We start from the raw sequence: 15,118 nt of genomic DNA on the forward strand, positions 1-15,118 counted from the left end.
GTCACGTCCAGCGGAGGATGTTCTTCCGCCAGGCGTAGAGGATGCCGAGCGCCACCACGGCGACGAAGACGGCCATCTCCACCACCGTCGTCACACCGAACCCCGGCCGGTCGAAGACCAGGGCCCAGGGGAAGAGGAAGACCGCCTCGACCGCGAAGAGCACGTACAGGTACGCGTAGACGTAGTACCTGATCTGCATCTGCGCCCAGTCGCCACCGACCGGGTCGAGGCCGCACTCATAGCTGGCCCGCTTCCCCCAGGGATCGGCCGGACGGCTGGGACGTAACACCCGATTGGCTGAGAACGCCGTGACAAAGAAGAGCACGGCGGCGAGCAGCAGGAGACCGAGGGTGGCGTACGAGCCGAGATAACCGGTCACGGTCGGGAGCCTACCGCTCCGCCCGCCGGGGGTCCCGAACGCAGGTTTGTTTCGTTTTGGGGCCAACGCCCGATGACAACCATGGCCGAAAAACGGAAACGAGCCTCACCGGAGGACAGATGACTCGCCCCCGCGTACGGCCCGCCGTGCACCGACGTACCTCGGTGCTGCTCCCGCCCGCGCTGGCCGCCGGCCTCGCGGCGGCGCTCGGCGTGGCGCCCGGGTGGGCCACCGCGTCGCCGACGGCAGCCGGCGTGGTGCGCGCGGCCACCGATCCGGCGACCGAGCCCGGCAGCGGCACCCCCACCGGGGAACCGACCACGACCGAGCCGGCACCGACCACGGCGCCGCCGACCGAGAGCGCACCCCCGGGGACCACGCCGCCGGCCCCGACCAGCACCGCTCCGGCTCCGACCAGCACCGCTCCGGGCAAACCCCCGCCCACCACCACCGCGCCGACCACCACCGCACCGCCGCCGGCCGCCCCGCCCGGTCAGCCGGCCGGCGCTCGGCTGGGGGTACGGGTCACCACCGAGGACGTCACGCTGACCTCGGCGTACTGGACCGCCGACCGCGCGGTGACCACACTGCGGGTGACCGTGACCAACACCGGCGGCAGCACCGCACGGATCCGGCTCGGCTACACGCTGCCGGCCGGCCTGACCGACGTGGGTACCGCGGGCTGCGCGCCCGCCGGGGGCGGCAGCTACCGCTGCGGCGAGTGGACCACCCCGCCGGGCGCCCGGTTCCGCAGCGCGATCCGGGTCCGGGTCGCCCGCACCGCCTGGCGGTCCATGCCGCTGGCCGGCTCGGTCCGGGTCACCGCCACCGCACCCGGGGTCAGCGGGTCGGCCACCGACGACGAGGGCTTCGCTGTCCTCTTCCCGCCCGGGCCGCCGGCGCCCGGCATCGCGCTCCGCGCCGAGGAGGTGCTCCTCGACGACAGCGGCGGCCCGACCACCCTGGCGGTACGCCTGGGCAACACCGGCCGGGTCGACGCCGCCGGCCGGGTCGACGTGGTCCTCCCCGACGGGGTGACCCCGGCCGGCCCGCCCGCCGGCTGCACCGCCGTGGCCCCGGACCGCACCCGGTGTGACCTGGGCACCGTGCCGGCGGGACGCACGGCCACCCTGCGGCTGCCGGTGGCGGCCACGCCGGAGGCCCGGCGCCGGGCCCCGCTGTCCGGCGCGGTCGCCGGCCGGCTGGAGCCCCGCAGCGGGCGGGACCGGCAGGTGCAGATGAGCTTCCGGATCACCTCCGCCGCCGCGCCGGCCAGCCCGGTCGGCGGTACGCGCGGCTCGCAGGGCGAGCTGGATCACGCGGGACGGGCCGGGGGCGAGGACGACGCCAGCCCGGTGCGGACGGCCGTCGTCCTGATCGCCGCCTCCGGACTCGTGGTGGTGCTCGCGCTGGTCCTGGCGACCGCCTCGCTGCGCCGCCGGATGAGCGGCGGCCCAGCCGCGGCAGCCGCCACCCGAAGTGATCCGCCGGACCACTCCAGGCGTGCGGTGATCTGAGTTACGGTGACGGTACTAATGCCGCAAAGCCGGGCATACAGCCGGCCGAGCAGGTCCCACACGTCGGACCTCCACCAAGGTGGCCCTAACGGACCGACGTAGGCTCTGACGTGAGAAATGGAGCGGGCCGAACCGGGCACGGACGGCTCGCGATAGCAGCGCGTCAAGGAGGGCACGTGGCCGGGCAAGGCGGGGTCACCATCATGTTCAGCCGCCCGTGTGACGGCGCTGAGCGAAGCGAGGTGCGGGCGTGACCAAGCAGATCCGTCAACTGGACCGGGTGGTCATCCGATTCGCCGGCGACTCCGGCGACGGCATGCAGCTCACCGGTGACCGGTTCACCTCGGAGACGGCCCAACTGGGCAACGACATCTCCACGTTGCCCAACTTCCCGGCCGAGATCCGGGCCCCCGCCGGCACCCTGCCGGGCGTGTCGAGCTTTCAGGTGCACTTCGCCGACTACGACATCCTGACCCCCGGCGACGCGCCGAACGTGCTGGTGGCGATGAACCCGGCCGCCCTCAAGGCCAACCTGGCCGAGCTGCCGCGCGGCGCGGACATCATCGTCAACACAGACGAGTTCACCAAGCGCAACCTGGCCAAGGTGGGCTACACGACCAACCCGCTGGAGGACGGCTCACTCTCCGGCTACGTGGTGCACCCGGTCGCGCTGACCTCGATGACGATCGGCGCGCTGGCCGCGCACGAGGTGTCCAAGAAGGACGCCGAGCGGGCCAAGAACATGTTCGCGCTCGGCCTGCTGAGCTGGATGTACTCCCGCCCGTACGACTCGACGCTGCGCTTCCTGGAGCGCAAGTTCGCGGCCCGCCCCGAGCTGGTCGCGGCGAACGTGGCCGCCTTCCGGGCCGGCTGGAACTTCGGCGAGACCACCGAGGACTTCTCCGTCCGGTACGAGGTCAAGCCGGCCAGCATGGCGCCGGGCACCTACCGGAACATCACCGGCAACGCCGCGCTGTCGCTGGGCCTGGTGGCCGCCGGCGTCCGCTCCGGGCTGCCCGTCTTCCTCGGGGCGTACCCGATCACCCCGGCCTCGGACATCCTGCACGAGCTGAGCAAGCACAAGCGGTTCGGCGTGATCACCATGCAGGCCGAGGACGAGATCGCCGCGGTCGGCGCGGCGCTGGGTGCGTCGTACGGCGGGTCGCTCGGGGTCACCACCACCAGCGGGCCGGGCGTGGCGCTGAAGGGCGAGACCATCTCCCTGGCCGTGGCGCTGGAGCTGCCGCTGGTGATCGTCGACGTGCAACGCGCCGGGCCGTCCACCGGCATGCCGACCAAGACCGAGCAGGCCGACCTCAACATGGCGCTCTACGGCCGGCACGGCGAGGCCCCGGTCGCGGTGATCGCACCGAAGTCCCCGGCGGACTGCTTCTACGCCGCCCTGGAGGCGGCGCGGATCGCGCTGACCTACCGCACCCCGGTGATCCTGCTCTCCGACAACTACGTCGCCAACGGCTCCGAGCCGTGGCTGCTGCCGGACGTGGCGAGCCTGCCCGACCTCCGGGTCGACTTCGCCAGCCGGCCCAACGGCGAGGACGGCACCACCTTCCTGCCGTACCTGCGGGACCCGGAGACCCTGGCCCGGCCGTGGGCCGTCCCGGGCACCCCCGGGCTGGAGCACCGGATCGGCGGCCTGGAGAAGGCCGACAAGACCGGCGACATCTCGTACGACCCGGCGAACCACGACTTCATGGTGCGGACCCGGGCGGCGCGGATCGAGACCATCCCGGTGCCGGACATCGAGGTGGAGGACCCGGACGGCGACGCCCGGGTGCTGGTGCTCGGCTGGGGCTCGACGTACGGCCCGATCGGGGCGGCCTGCCGTGGCCTGCGGCAGCGCGGGCTCTCCATCGCCCAGGCGCACCTGCGCCACCTGGCCCCGATGCCGGCCAACCTGGGCGAGGTGCTGCGCGCGTACGACCGGGTGGTCATCCCCGAGATGAACCTCGGCCAGCTCGCCCACGTGATCCGGGCGAAGTACCTGGTCGACGCGATCGGCTACAACCAGGTCCGCGGCCTGCCGTTCACCGCCGCCGAGCTGGAGACGATGCTGGAAGAGGTCCTGAAGAATGTCTGAGCCCATCGCCCTCAAGCTCACCGCCAAGGACTTCAAGTCCGACCAGGAGGTGCGCTGGTGCCCCGGCTGCGGCGACTACGCCATCCTGGCGGCCGTGCAGGGCTTCATGCCGGAGCTGAACATCCCCCGGGAGAACATCGTCTTCATCTCGGGCATCGGCTGTTCGTCCCGCTTCCCGTACTACATGAACACCTACGGGATGCACTCGATCCACGGCCGCGCCCCGGCGATCGCCACCGGCCTGTCGGTGACCCGGCCGGACCTGTCGGTCTGGGTGGTCACCGGTGACGGCGACGCGCTCTCCATCGGCGGCAACCACCTGATCCACGCGCTGCGCCGCAACGTCAACCTCAAGATCCTGCTCTTCAACAACCGGATCTACGGCCTGACCAAGGGGCAGTACTCGCCGACCTCCGAGGTCGGCAAGATCACCAAGTCGACCCCGGTCGGCTCGGCGGACGCCCCGTTCAACCCGCTGTCGCTGGCGCTCGGCGCGGAGGCCACCTTCGTCGCCCGGACCATCGACTCCGACCGCAAGCACCTCCAGTCGGTGCTGCGGGCCGCCGCCGAGCACCAGGGCTCCGCGTTCGTGGAGATCTACCAGAACTGCAACATCTTCAACGACGGCGCGTTCGACCAGCTCAAGGAGCCGGCCACCCGGGACGACTACCTGATCCGGCTGGAGCACGGCCAGCCGATCACGTTCGGCAAGGACGGGCAGTTCTGCGTCGTCCACCCGCCGGGCGGCTTCGGGCTGGAGGTCCGCGACACCGCGGCCACCCCGGCCGAGGAGATCGTGGTGCACGACGCGGGCGTCACCGACCCCGCGTACGCCTTCGCGCTGTCCCGGCTGCCGGGGGCGGACCTGCGAAACACCCCGATCGGCGTGTTCCGCTCGGTGACCCGCCCGGCGTACGACAGCGTGGTGCAGGAGCAGGTCGCCACGGCGAAGGCCACCGTCGACGAGACGCCGGAGCAGCAGCTCGCCGGCCTCCTCGCCAGCGGTGACACCTGGACGATCGGCTAGCGTCCGCCGCAGACGGGAAAAGGGCCCGCGACCTCCACGGTCGCGGGCCTTTCGTTGAGCTGTGGCCAGGATTCCGGACGCGCGCGGCACCCGACGGCAACCGGATCAGGGTGCGGCGGCCGTCGCCTGCGGGCGGTCGTCTCGGACGTACACGACCATGTCACCGGTCTCGATCTCCGCACCGGCCCGGTCGGTGAGCGTCACCACCCGGCCCCGCCGGACCAGCGCGATAACCAGGGAGTCCAGTTCGCGCGGCGACCGGCCCACCTCGTCGCGCTCCGCCGAGCGCATCGCCAGCGCCATGCCCTGCCCCGGGGTGAGCAGGTCCTCCACCACGTCGATCAGCGGCGGGGCGGAGGTGGAGAGGCCGAGCAGCCGGCCGGCGGTCGCCGAGGAGACGATCACGTGGTGCGCGCCGCTCTGCTTGAGCAGCGGGGCGTTCTCCGCCTCGCGTACCGCCGCGATGATCCGGACCTGGCCGGCGGTGAGCTGGCGCACGGTCAGCGCCACCAGCACCGAGGCGTCGTCACTGTCGGTCGCGATGATCACCGCGCGGGCAGTCCGGATGTGCGCCTGCTCCAGCACCGCCGACCGGGTCGCCGAACCCTCGATGGCGACCAGCCCGGCCGAGGTGGCCTGCCGCAGCGCGGCACCGCTCCGCTCCACCACCACGATCCGGGACTTGTCCGTCCCGTTCTCCAGCAGCGCGGAAACCGCACTGCGGCCCTTGGTGCCGTAGCCGCAGATGATGACGTGGTCCTTCACGGTCCTCCTCCACCGCGACAGGCGACGGCCGGTCCGGTACTGGTCGGTCAGGACTTCCAGGGTGGTGCCGACCAGGATGATCAGGAAGAGCACCCGGGCCGGGGTGACGAAGACGACGTTGACCAGCCGGGCCGAGGGGCTGGCCGGGGTGATGTCGCCGTAGCCGGTGGTGGAGAGCGAGACCACCGCGTAGTAGAAGCAGTCGAGGAGGGTCATCCCGTCCTCGTTGACGTCGCGGTAGCCGTCCCGGTCGAGCCAGACCGCGGCCACCACGGCGCAGACCAGGGCCAGGGCGGCGAGCAGGCGCAGACTGAGCGCGCTCAGCGGCCCCCGCCGCTGCGCGGGAAAATGGATCACTGGCGGTCCTGCTCCGGCACGGTCACCTGCACGAGCACAAGATAGCCGTTGCGGCGAGCGCCGGCCTCCCGGGTCGCGGTCCGCGCCCGCGTGACGTGCCCGGCCGTCGGACGGGGCATGATGGGGACGTCCCGGGACGACGACCGCGAGGAGGCCCGCATGTCGTTGCTGCGACGGGTGATCGGTGGGGTGCTCCGCCGGGTACGGCTGCGGCAGGGCCGGACGCTGCGCGAGGTGGCCCAGGCGGCCGGGGTGTCGCTGCCGTACCTCTCGGAGGTGGAGCGCGGCCGCAAGGAGGCGTCCTCGGAGGTGTTGGCCGCCATCTGCCGGGCCCTCGGGATCCACCTCTCCGACCTGCTCGAGGAGGCCCGCGACGAGCTGCGGCAGGTCGAGCGGCGGACGCCGGTGACGTCGGGGGTGGCCCTGGCCCGGCTGGACCGGGTGCCGGCGGCGCACGGCCCCCGCACCGGTCCGCACGTGCGGGTGGGTGGTGGACCCCGGCTGCACGTCGCCCGGCGTCCCGCCCTGCCGGCGCCGCTGCTCGGCGGGTCGCTGCGGCTGCCGGAGGCCGCGTTCCCGCTCGGCGGCGCGAGCCTCGGATACCCGTCGCCGACGACCGTCGGGTCCGGCACCCGGATCTGGCTGTTCCCCGCGCCGACGGAGGCGCGGCGTCGCCCGCGTACCTCGGCCACGCTGGCCAGGCGGCGGGCCCGGGCGGGCTGGCGGCGACTGGCCGCGGCCTAGGGCCCGCCGGTTCTGCCCACGGCGGATCTGCCCCGGGCAGAAACCCTGGGCCCGGAGCCACCGGCCGCCGGACGCTGGAGACCACCGGTTCCCGGGCGGCCCGTCGCCCGCCGGTGGCACGGAGGGTGGTCAGGTCATGGGGTACGGCATCTGGATGCTGGACGAGGGGCAGCCGTCCCTCGGCGATCGGGTCTTCGAGCGGCTGCTCGCCGAACGCATCATCTTCCTCGGCACCGAGGTCACCGACGCCTCGGCCAACCAGATCTGCGCGCAGATCCTGCTGCTCGCGGCCGAGGATCCGGAGCGGGACATCTTCCTCTACATCAACTCGCCGGGCGGCTCGGTCAGCGCCGGGATGGCCGTCTACGACACGATGCAGTACGTCAAGAACGACGTGGCGACGCTGGCGCTCGGGATGGCCGGCTCGATGGGGCAGTTCCTGCTCTGCGCCGGGACGGCCGGGAAGCGGTTCGCCCTCCCTCACTCGCGGATCATGATGCACCAGCCGTCGGGCGGCTTCGGTGGCACGGTCGCCGACATCAGCATCCAGGCGGAGAACATGCTGCACGTGAAGCGGACCATGCAGGAGCTGATCGGCCGGCACAGCGGGCGCCCGCTGCCGGAGATCCAGCGCGACTGGGACCGGGACCGCTGGTTCACCGCCGAGGAGGCCCGCGAGTACGGCCTCATCGACCAGGTCGTCACCCGAGCCGAGCAGCTCGCCGCCTGACCACCGCCGGTCGGCACGGGGGCGACCGGTCGGGCGCGCGTGGCGCAGTTCGCCCGGAACGTGCGCGGGCAGCGGCGACGGCCGGTGCCGGACACGCCCCCTCGATCGCGTCCGACACCGGTCGCGGGTGGCCGCGAAGGCTCGATATGCACCGGAGCCTATGGTCGGGACGGCGCCTGTGCACGGTGGAGCGGGCGCAGCGCGTTCCGGTGAATTTTTGTTACCTCACCGGCGCGCCGCGCCCGCGCCCCGTCTCACGGGTAGCTGATCACCGGGCTGGTGCCGTACGAGCCGACGACCGGCGTGCCGGCCTCGTTGACGGTGCGTTCGATGCCGCCGCTGCCGTCGAGGAAGACGGTGATCGCGTCGTGGAACCGCACACCGGCCCGGCGCGGCGCCTCGATCGCCCGGTCACAGCGGATGTCGACGCCCTGGTTGAAGTACGAGTAGACCCCCAGCCCCCACGCCTCGTGCGCGCGGACGTGGTCGGCGACCCGGTACGACGCCCAGCCCCGCCCGGTCGGGCTGTGCCAGGCGGCCTGGCTCGGCGGGTCGTACGGCAACTCGCTCTGGTAGAACACGGTCCGGCCGCGCTCACCGTTCCAGACGGTCTGCCACCGCTGGTAGTGCTCGACGAAGAGCCCGTACGCGGTCACGTCGTCGCCGTTGACCACCACCCCGGTGCCGGCGGTGTTGACGGTCCAGCCGATGGTGCCCGGCTTGCCGTGGTCGCCGCGCCAGGCCCAGATGTTGTCGATCAGGGTGTGCCGGCTGTTCACCACCAGGCTGGTGACCGCCCGGCCGGCCGAGGGGCCGCCGATCCGGAAGAAGACGTCCTGGAGCGAGATCGGGTTGGTCGCGTGCGACCGGTGGCTGTTCCGCTTGCCGACCTCGACCAGCACCTCCGACTCGACCGGCCCGGCGTCGACCAGTACCCCCGCGATGCGTACCCCGTCCACGTCCTCGATGCGCAGGGCCGCGTCGCCGGTGGTCGGGGCGAGGCTGGGCATGCCGAGGCCGAGCACGACGGTGTCCGAATGCTTTACCCGCAGGGCCCGGTCGAGGTGGTAGACGCCCGGGGTGAGCAGCAGGTGTCGACCCCGGGACAGCTCCTGGTTGATCCGCTGCGCGGAGTCGGTGGGCCTGGCGACGAAGAAGGCGGACAGCGGCAACGAGGGTACGACCGCGCCCCAGCTGGTGCCGGCGGTGTCGTGCCGGAGCCCGGGTACGGCCACCCGCCAGCGGCCCGCGCCGTCGACGAAGAGGTAGGGCTTCTCCCGGGTGACCGGGCTGGTCGGCAGGGTGGTGTACGGCGGGTTCGGGAAGCCCTGCGCGGGCGCGCCGAGCACGCCGGAGAAGACCTGGTTCCAGACCCCGTTGGTCCAGTCGCCGCCGAGTTCGCTGTCCCGGGTCAGCCACTGCTGTTGAGAGCCGTTGATGGTGATGCCGTCCACCTTGGAGTCGGCGATGTAGCCGCCGCTGGAGTAACCGCCGTTGCCCGGCTCCAGCCAGAGGATGCCCTTGATGTGCACCCGGCGCATCGGGGACGCCTGGGAGACCGCCCACTGGTTCGACCAGTCGGTCGGGGTCACGGCGAGGTTCTCCACCGAGCGCCAGAAGTTCGTGAGGGCGGAGATGCCGGCCGGCGAGTTCGGGTCGGGCTGCCCGATCACCCGTACCGCGCCGTGGATCTCCACGTCGTCCGGGTGGGTGCCGAGCCCGGCGATGGTGGTGTAGTAGCCGAGCTTCGCGTTGACCTCGTACCGGCCGGGCTTGAACAGCACGGCGTACCGGTCGGCGCCCATCTCGTTGCGTTCCTGCGCGGCGAAGAGACGGTCCAGGGTGGACTGGATCTCCTCGATCGGGGTGGTCGGGTCGTACACGAACACGTTGGGGCCGAGGTCCGGCTCGGCGTCCTCGGGACGGCCGGGCGCGGCGGCGGCCGGGAGAACGGGGAGCCCGAGGCCGGTGAGGGACGCGGCCGAGGCGGCGGTCAGGGTGAGGAAACGGCGGCGGGAGGGGTCGAGTGGTCTCATCTGCCTGCCCTGTCGGTGGTGGGGTAGGGATCGGCCGGGGAGCCGTGAGAGCGCTCTCCGGGACGGGACGCCCTGTTCCTACCCCATCGACACCGATCGCGCCAGGGTGCGCCGGTTCCGGAACCGTCAGCGGGCGTCGTAGCGGGCCCGGGCGGCCTCCACCTCGTCGAGGTGGGTGGTGGCCCACGCCTCCAGGCCGGCGACCAGGTCGAGCAGGCTGCGACCGAGGTCGGTGAGCGCGTAGTCGACCCGGGGCGGCACGCTGGCCTGCACGGCACGGGTGACAAGGCCGTCGCGTTCCAGCCCGCGCAGGGTCTGGGTGAGCATCTTCTGGCTGATCCCGTCGATCCGCTCGGCCAGTTCGCCGTAGCGCTTCCCGCCGTCGGCGAGGGTGAGCACGATCAGCACGCTCCAGCGGTCGCCGATCCGATCGAGGACCTTGCGGCTACCGCAGTTCCGGTTGAACGGGTCCGCCTGCACGGGCTTCACTCTCTTTCGGTGCGTATCGAACTTGAAGGTGCCTACTCTCCAACGGGAAGTAAGGCTGCGATGTTCCCGTTGTTGTGCGAAGACAGTGTTCTCAGCACCGACCGCAGGGAGTTCCCATGTCCATCGTCGTCACCGGCGCCACCGGCCACCTCGGCCGCCTGATCGTCCAGTCGCTGCTCGACCGGGGCGTACCGGCCGACCAGATCGTGGCGGCCGGCCGCGACGTCGACCGGCTGGCCGGCCTCGCCGGGCGCGGCCTGGTCACCCAGCGGGTGGACTACGACGACGCCGAGTCGTTGCAGGCCGCCTTCGCCGGCGCGGAGCAGCTGATGTTCGTCTCCGGCAGCGAGGTCGGCCGGCGCGTGGTGCAGCACGGCAACGTGATCACCGCCGCCAAGGCCGCGGGCGTCGGGCTGGTCGTCTACACCAGCATCGCCAAGGCGGACACCTCCAGCCTGGTGCTCGCCGCCGAGCACAAGGCGACCGAGCAGCTGATCCTGGACTCCGGCCTGCCGCACGTCTTCCTGCGCAACAGCTGGTACCTGGAGAACTACACCGGGCAGCTCCCCACGTACCTCCAGCACGGGGTCGCCGGCGCGGCGAACAACGGCCGGGTCAGCGCCGCCACCCGCGCCGACTACGCCGAGGCCGCCGCCGTCGTCCTCACCACCGAGGGGCACACCAACCGGGTGTACGAGCTGGGTGGCTCGCCGTTCACCATGACCGAGCTGGCCGCCGAGGTCTCCCGGCAGAGCGGCAACAGCGTGTCGTACCTCGACCTGCCGGTCGACAAGCTCACCGAACTGCTGGTCGCGGCCGGCCTGCCCGAGGGGTACGCGGCCGTGCTCGCCGACGGCGACCGCGGTCTCGCCCAGGGCGACCTGGAGGTCGGTGACGACCTGGCGAAGCTGCTCGGCCGCACGCCGACCACGCTCGCCGAGGCGATCCGCGCAGCGCTCTGAGCCGCCTGGACAGCGGGGCCTCAGCACGCGCTGGGGCCCCGGTTCCGGGCTCGGCGGTTACGCCCGCTGGGCGTGCCGCCGGACCAGGTCGTCGACGAGCACCTGCACGTAGTCGGCCGTCTCCTCCCAGCAGGTGACGGCGTGGCACTGGATGCCCATCGCCTTGACCGGGTAGTCGTTGCCGCCGTGGTCCAGCCGGTCGCCGACGAAGAGCACGTTGTCGTGCTTCAGGTCCAGGCACTCCAGCAGCTTGCGCATGCCGTACGCCTTGTCCACGCCCTTGAGGGTGACGTCGATCGAGGTGGAGCCGCCGCCGCGTACCTCCAGGTCGGGCAACTGCTCGGCGACCGCGTCCCGGAGCCGCTTCTTCTTGCTGCCGTCCGGGTCCCAGCCGTACTTCTCCTGCGGTGGGGCGGACTGACCCAGCGCCGAGAAGGTGATCTGGCTGCCCCGGTCCTCGATGATGTCGCCCCAGGTCCGGTCCTCCCAGAGGCCGAGCGCCTTCGCCGACTCGGTGAGCGCCGCGACGATCCGGACCTTGTCCGCCTCGCTCAGGTCCTCGGCGTAGACCAGCCGCCAGTCGCCGTCCCGCCAGCGGTAGTAGCGGGTGCCGCAGGTCGGCATGAGGTGCAGCCGGTTGCGCTGCTCCTCGGTGAGCTCGAGGTGGGCCAGCACCTGCGCCTCGAACTGCTCGAACCGGCCACCGGAGATGATCAGAACGTCCACCTCGGTGAGCAGGTGGCCGAGGAGTTCCGCCATGCGAAGATCGATCTGCGACTTGGAGACGGCCAGGGTGTCGTCCAGGTCGAACGCCACCACTCGAAGATCGTTCATCAACAAACCACCATGTCGTCGCGGGCAGGCCAGGACTAGCAGGGTACCGATGTGACACCCTCCGCCGGCCGCGAGTCCAGAACGTGACGGTACGCAGTCCTCCCGCGCGGAGCGTAACAGCGCGGGGAGTATGACCGGGCCCGGACAACACGGCAGCACCCGATCGGCGTCACGCCGCACCGCCGGCAACCGGCCAGCCGGCCGTGCCGACACAGGCCTCGTTGCCCTCGGGGTCGGCCAGCACCCAGTTCGACGGCGCGTCCGCGTCGCTGACCAGCCGCCCGCCGGCCGCCAGCGCCGCCGCCACCCGGGCCTCGGCCTGGTCGTACGGGACCCAGACGTCGACGTGGACCCGGTTGCGTTGCGGTCGCGGCGCGTCCATCGCCTGAAACCAGAACGCCGGCCCCCGGCCGCGCGGGTCGACCAGGTCCTCAGGGCTGCCGGCCCGGTGGACGTAGCCGAGCAGGGCGCGCCAGAACGGCGTCACCTCGGGGCCGACCAGCGCGTCGATGGTGACCTGCACGGTCTGCACGGCCGACGGGTCGGCGGGTACGCCCAGCTCCCGGGCCACCGCCGAGATCCGCCGGGCCAGCTCGAGGTCGCGCCCGGTCAGCCCGTAGTAGTCGGAGGTGAGAGTGATCAGCCGGACGGCCACCCCGCCGTGCCGCAGGTCGACGTCCGGATGGTGGTCGTCGAGGCCGGGCAGCTCGCCGATCGCCCGGACAAGGCGGGCACCGGCCGCAAACGAGCCGGTACGGAACCAGGCACACGCCCCTTCGCCCAGCACCCGCCATTCCTCGACCCCGGCGGCCGCATGGAACTGCCCCGGCGTGATCCGCTCCGACAACGTCTTCTCCCTCGGTGATGCGTCTCGGTCCACCGAGTCTCACCCGAGTTCCCGACACCCTCTGTCGTATACGTCGGCAATCATGGGACCGTGCGTGCGTCGCGGATGATGACCCTGCTGTTGCAGCTCCAGGTGCGCGGCCAGGCCAGCGGGCGGGAGCTGGCCCGGCAGTTGCAGGTCAGCGAGCGTACGGTGCAACGCGACGTCGAGGCGCTGGTGGCCGCCGGCATTCCGGTGCGGTCGAGCCGCGGGCCGGCGGGTGGCTACCGCCTCGACCGCGGCTACCGGACCCGGCTCACCGGCGTCGGCCTGGACGAGGCCGGCGCGTTGGCGTTCCTCGGGCTCGCCGGCCCGGCCGAGCAGCTCGGGCTCGGCGAGCTGCTGGAGGGCGCCCGGGTCAAGGTGTGGGCCAGCCTGACCGGCGAGGCCCGGGAACGCGCCGGCCGGACCGCCGAGCGCTTCCACCTCGACCCGACCCGCTGGTACGGCGCCCCCGAGCCGGTGCCCTGCCTCCCCCAACTCGCCGACGCGGTCTGGCGCGACCGCCGCGCCCGCATCGAGTACGTCCGCGACGGGCGGCCCACCACCCGCGAGGTCGGCCCGCTCGGGCTGGTGCTCGCCGCCGGTGACTGGTATCTGGTCGCCCTGCGCGACGGCCGGCGACGCACCTACCGGGTCTCCCGGATGCGCGCGGTGGACGTCCTTGACGAGCCGGTCGCCCGCCCGCCCCGGTTCGACCTCGCCGGATCGTGGACCGAGGCGCGCCGGGCCCTGGAGGACGAGGAGCCCGCCGTCGAGGTCACCGTACGCGTCGCCGCCCGGGCCCTGCCCCGCCTGCGTCGGCTGGTGCCCGGCCCCGGGAAGGACCGGGTCCCGGTCACCGCGACCGGGGCGGTCGAGCTGACCATCCCGTTCGAGAACGAAGGGTGGGCACTGTCGGCACTGCTCAGCCTCGGCACCGCCGTAAAGGTGCTGGCACCGGGCCACCTTCGGGAGCGGGTGGTCGAGGAGCTACGCGCTGCTGCGGCTCAATACTGATCACGTGGCGCTGTCGCGCCGGCCCATGATCAAGCCCGCTGGCCACCTTGCCGGTCGGTGATGGCGGACCATTCCCCGTCCGGCGGGAGTTTCTGAAGCCGCCTATGTGGCGACAACAGAGCTGGGAGGCTGGCGTAGACCCCTACGTCGGCAGGACCAGGCGACCGTGAGGAGAGCCCGATGGTGGACCGCGACGATCTTCCCGCGCCACGGCAGGGTCTGGTTGTCACACACTTCCTCACCGTGCGCGACGTCGCCGTCTCGCGGAAGTTCTACGCCGACATCTTCGGTGGGCAGATCGTTCTCGCCGAGAATCCGACAATCGTCAAGATCGCCAACAGCTGGATCATCATGAACCCCGGCGGCGGGCCCACCCCAGACAAGCCCGACATCACCCTGACCCCGCATGAGCCGGGCGACCCGGTCTCCGCGTTCCTCAACGTCCGGGTGGCCGACATCGCCGCCTTCTATGCCGACACCCGGGCCAAGGGCGGGCAGTTCCTGACCGAGCCGCTCGACCGCAAGGCCGAGGTGCGCTGCTACCTCCGCGACCCGGACGGCTACCTCATCGAGATCGGGCAGGCCACCGGGATGCTGCAGGGCGTCTACGCCGACAAACCCGCCAGTTCGAGCTGAGACGCTCCCACCTGGTTAGCACCGACGAGCAGCGCCGACCTTGGCAGGGTTTCATGAGCGAGTCGCCTCGTAGTCGGGGAGCGTGGCCGCGGTGGTCCGGGTTGGCGGGCGCATGGTCAGGACCAGTACGGCCAGCCCGGCGCCGAACTCACCAGCCCACCCGCGATCGCGGTCGGCTGCCTCATCCGCCAAGTCAGCACCGACACGGCCATGGTGCCGACTGCGGAGGCCAGGCCCATGGGTGCGAACAGCACCGCCGACGCGACCGGCGAGAAGCCCAGCACACTCTGCAGGTACTGAATCACCATCAGGCCCGTACCCGCCATGACGACCCCGGCGAAGGCCAGCGCGACGAGTACGACCGTGAACGGGCGGTTGCGAAACAGCCGCAGGTCCAGCAGCGGCGTCCCCAGCCGCAACTGCCGGCGTACGAACAGCAGTCCGACGACTGCCCCGACGACGAGGGCCACGGCCGGCACGACCGGCACGCTCTCGACGGTCAGCTGCTTGATGCCGTCGACCATAGCGCGCCCACCGATTTTGCCGTCCTCTTTGGATTACAGGGGCTCTTCGAAGTTGAGCGGGGTTCGCTGCTGGAGCCGGCCCGAGCGTGAAGGGCTCGCAGCTCATCGGTGATCATCTGAGTGTCGAATTCGGAT

General features: G+C 72.0%; 16 protein-coding genes. 8 read left to right on the top strand and 8 right to left on the bottom strand.

Going from position 1 to position 15,118, the window contains the following annotated elements; all coding sequences use genetic code 11:
* Position 1: 1 nt before the first annotated feature.
* Entirely contained in the window at positions 2-379 is a 378-nt protein-coding gene (gene ndhC / locus ACFYML_RS25065; protein ID WP_073840061.1) for an NADH-quinone oxidoreductase subunit A, read from the bottom strand.
* Between the two features lie 119 nt (positions 380-498).
* Between ndhC and ACFYML_RS25070 the strand changes: the two genes are divergently transcribed.
* The 3 genes from ACFYML_RS25070 (at position 499) to ACFYML_RS25080 (ending at position 5,021) form a co-directional block, all read left to right on the top strand.
* Positions 499-1,896, top strand: a complete 1,398-nt coding sequence (locus tag ACFYML_RS25070) for a hypothetical protein (protein ID WP_387422943.1) — start codon at positions 499-501, stop codon at positions 1,894-1,896.
* Positions 1,897-2,146: 250 nt separating this feature from the next.
* Positions 2,147-3,994, top strand: a complete 1,848-nt coding sequence (locus ACFYML_RS25075; protein WP_387422944.1) for a 2-oxoacid:acceptor oxidoreductase subunit alpha — start codon at positions 2,147-2,149, stop codon at positions 3,992-3,994.
* Positions 3,987-5,021: a 2-oxoacid:ferredoxin oxidoreductase subunit beta gene (locus ACFYML_RS25080; protein ID WP_387422945.1), complete on the top strand. Its 1,035-nt coding sequence runs from the start codon at positions 3,987-3,989 to the stop codon at positions 5,019-5,021. The genes ACFYML_RS25075 and ACFYML_RS25080 overlap by 8 nt, the downstream gene beginning before the upstream one ends.
* Positions 5,022-5,126: 105 nt before the next feature.
* Here ACFYML_RS25080 and ACFYML_RS25085 read toward each other — a convergent pair whose 3' ends face one another.
* Together ACFYML_RS25085 and ACFYML_RS25090 are read right to left on the bottom strand one after the other, a co-directional pair.
* Complete coding sequence (locus ACFYML_RS25085) at positions 5,127-6,143, bottom strand: potassium channel family protein (protein WP_387422946.1); 1,017 nt, start codon at positions 6,141-6,143, stop codon at positions 5,127-5,129.
* A complete protein-coding gene (locus ACFYML_RS25090) occupies positions 6,140-6,262 on the bottom strand; it encodes a hypothetical protein (RefSeq protein ID WP_387422947.1) in 123 nt (40 codons plus the stop codon). The genes ACFYML_RS25085 and ACFYML_RS25090 overlap by 4 nt, the downstream gene beginning before the upstream one ends.
* A 40-nt stretch (positions 6,263-6,302) precedes the next feature.
* Here ACFYML_RS25090 and ACFYML_RS25095 point away from each other — a divergent pair, with 40 nt between their 5' ends.
* Positions 6,303-6,887 (top strand): helix-turn-helix domain-containing protein, encoded by a 585-nt coding sequence (locus ACFYML_RS25095; RefSeq protein ID WP_387422948.1) that lies wholly within the window; start codon positions 6,303-6,305, stop codon positions 6,885-6,887.
* 136 nt (positions 6,888-7,023) lie between these two features.
* Positions 7,024-7,617, top strand: a complete 594-nt coding sequence (locus ACFYML_RS25100; protein ID WP_387422949.1) for an ATP-dependent Clp protease proteolytic subunit — start codon at positions 7,024-7,026, stop codon at positions 7,615-7,617.
* A 254-nt stretch (positions 7,618-7,871) separates the two neighbouring features.
* Here the strand turns inward: ACFYML_RS25100 and ACFYML_RS25105 are convergent, their stop codons facing one another.
* Positions 7,872-9,653 carry an adenylyl cyclase gene (locus tag ACFYML_RS25105; protein WP_387422950.1) on the bottom strand — a complete coding sequence of 594 codons (1,782 nt, stop codon included), beginning with the start codon at positions 9,651-9,653 and terminating at the stop codon, positions 7,872-7,874.
* A 126-nt stretch (positions 9,654-9,779) separates the two neighbouring features.
* Positions 9,780-10,142: a winged helix-turn-helix transcriptional regulator gene (locus tag ACFYML_RS25110; RefSeq protein WP_387422951.1), complete on the bottom strand. Its 363-nt coding sequence runs from the start codon at positions 10,140-10,142 to the stop codon at positions 9,780-9,782.
* Positions 10,143-10,258: 116 nt separating this feature from the next.
* Here ACFYML_RS25110 and ACFYML_RS25115 point away from each other — a divergent pair, with 116 nt between their 5' ends.
* Complete coding sequence (locus ACFYML_RS25115) at positions 10,259-11,104, top strand: SDR family oxidoreductase (RefSeq protein WP_387422952.1); 846 nt, start codon at positions 10,259-10,261, stop codon at positions 11,102-11,104.
* Positions 11,105-11,161: 57 nt separating this feature from the next.
* On the opposite strand, the gene ACFYML_RS25120 is transcribed toward ACFYML_RS25115, so the two are convergent.
* Together ACFYML_RS25120 and ACFYML_RS25125 are read right to left on the bottom strand one after the other, a co-directional pair.
* On the bottom strand, positions 11,162-11,938 hold the full coding sequence (locus tag ACFYML_RS25120) for an HAD-IIB family hydrolase (protein ID WP_387422953.1): 777 nt from the start codon (positions 11,936-11,938) through the stop codon (positions 11,162-11,164).
* 169 nt (positions 11,939-12,107) lie between these two features.
* Entirely contained in the window at positions 12,108-12,785 is a 678-nt protein-coding gene (locus tag ACFYML_RS25125; protein WP_387422954.1) for a VOC family protein, read from the bottom strand.
* 90 nt (positions 12,786-12,875) lie between these two features.
* On the opposite strand from ACFYML_RS25125, the gene ACFYML_RS25130 reads away from it, so the two are divergent.
* Together ACFYML_RS25130 and ACFYML_RS25135 are read left to right on the top strand one after the other, a co-directional pair.
* The gene (locus ACFYML_RS25130; RefSeq protein WP_387422955.1) at positions 12,876-13,823 is read left to right on the top strand and encodes a helix-turn-helix transcriptional regulator; all 948 of its coding nucleotides are present in this window, start codon (positions 12,876-12,878) and stop codon (positions 13,821-13,823) included.
* A 180-nt stretch (positions 13,824-14,003) separates the two neighbouring features.
* The gene (locus ACFYML_RS25135; protein ID WP_387422956.1) at positions 14,004-14,459 is read left to right on the top strand and encodes a VOC family protein; all 456 of its coding nucleotides are present in this window, start codon (positions 14,004-14,006) and stop codon (positions 14,457-14,459) included.
* Positions 14,460-14,575: 116 nt separating this feature from the next.
* Here ACFYML_RS25135 and ACFYML_RS25140 read toward each other — a convergent pair whose 3' ends face one another.
* The gene (locus ACFYML_RS25140; protein WP_387422957.1) at positions 14,576-14,983 is read right to left on the bottom strand and encodes a hypothetical protein; all 408 of its coding nucleotides are present in this window, start codon (positions 14,981-14,983) and stop codon (positions 14,576-14,578) included.
* Between the last annotated feature and the right edge of the window lie 135 nt (positions 14,984-15,118).

It is taken from the genome of Micromonospora sp. NPDC007230 (assembly GCF_042869115.1).
Taxonomy (GTDB): domain Bacteria; phylum Actinomycetota; class Actinomycetes; order Mycobacteriales; family Micromonosporaceae; genus Micromonospora.

Bases quoted from the DNA above. Each gene is read 5' to 3' on its own strand.
- ACFYML_RS25090 (WP_387422947.1), bottom strand. From the start codon at position 6,262: ATGCCCCGTCCGACGGCCGGGCACGTCACGCGGGCGCGGACCGCGACC.
- ACFYML_RS25100 (WP_387422949.1), top strand. From the start codon at position 7,024: ATGGGGTACGGCATCTGGATGCTGGACGAGGGGCAGCCGTCCCTCGGC.
- ACFYML_RS25115 (WP_387422952.1), top strand. From the start codon at position 10,259: ATGTCCATCGTCGTCACCGGCGCCACCGGCCACCTCGGCCGCCTGATC.
- ACFYML_RS25080 (WP_387422945.1), top strand. From the start codon at position 3,987: ATGTCTGAGCCCATCGCCCTCAAGCTCACCGCCAAGGACTTCAAGTCC.
- ACFYML_RS25135 (WP_387422956.1), top strand. From the start codon at position 14,004: ATGGTGGACCGCGACGATCTTCCCGCGCCACGGCAGGGTCTGGTTGTC.
- ACFYML_RS25070 (WP_387422943.1), top strand. From the start codon at position 499: ATGACTCGCCCCCGCGTACGGCCCGCCGTGCACCGACGTACCTCGGTG.
- ACFYML_RS25120 (WP_387422953.1), bottom strand. From the start codon at position 11,938: ATGAACGATCTTCGAGTGGTGGCGTTCGACCTGGACGACACCCTGGCC.
- ACFYML_RS25095 (WP_387422948.1), top strand. From the start codon at position 6,303: ATGTCGTTGCTGCGACGGGTGATCGGTGGGGTGCTCCGCCGGGTACGG.
- ACFYML_RS25105 (WP_387422950.1), bottom strand. From the start codon at position 9,653: ATGAGACCACTCGACCCCTCCCGCCGCCGTTTCCTCACCCTGACCGCC.
- ACFYML_RS25140 (WP_387422957.1), bottom strand. From the start codon at position 14,983: ATGGTCGACGGCATCAAGCAGCTGACCGTCGAGAGCGTGCCGGTCGTG.